This is a genomic window from Nocardia sp. NPDC058497 (assembly GCF_042720195.1).
Lineage (GTDB): Bacteria > Actinomycetota > Actinomycetes > Mycobacteriales > Mycobacteriaceae > Nocardia.
In genome coordinates this window covers 7,401-7,677 of sequence record NZ_JBHXMY010000276.1, presented here as the reverse complement: position 1 = coordinate 7,677, position 277 = coordinate 7,401, and the positions used below count along the sequence as shown (strand labels likewise).

Genomic DNA, 277 nt, shown 5'->3' with positions numbered 1-277 from the left:
AGGCTGACCCTGCTGATCGCCAGAGAAAGGCGTTTGTCCGCCTTCGGCAGATGTTAGGAGTACACTCCTAAGGACTGCACTCCTAATGACTGGGGGAAGGTTTGACGAAGCCGGACTATCTGTTCGACCGCGACACCGAGTGGAACGCCCTGGTCACCTTCGCGTCGCGGACGGCGCCGACGGCGATGCTCGGCATCGTCAGCGGGGGGGGGCGCCTGGGGCCAAAATAAAATGTTAGTGGCCGCGGGGTTAAAGCGGGGGGGGTGTTGATTGTGGG

At 61.7% G+C, this 277-nt stretch carries 1 protein-coding gene; it reads left to right on the top strand.

Annotated elements, in window-relative coordinates; all coding sequences use genetic code 11:
• Positions 1-101: 101 nt before the first annotated feature.
• Positions 102-230, top strand: coding sequence for a hypothetical protein (locus ACFWPJ_RS18910; protein ID WP_378853025.1), 129 nt, complete (start codon positions 102-104; stop codon positions 228-230).
• Positions 231-277 lie beyond the last annotated feature (47 nt).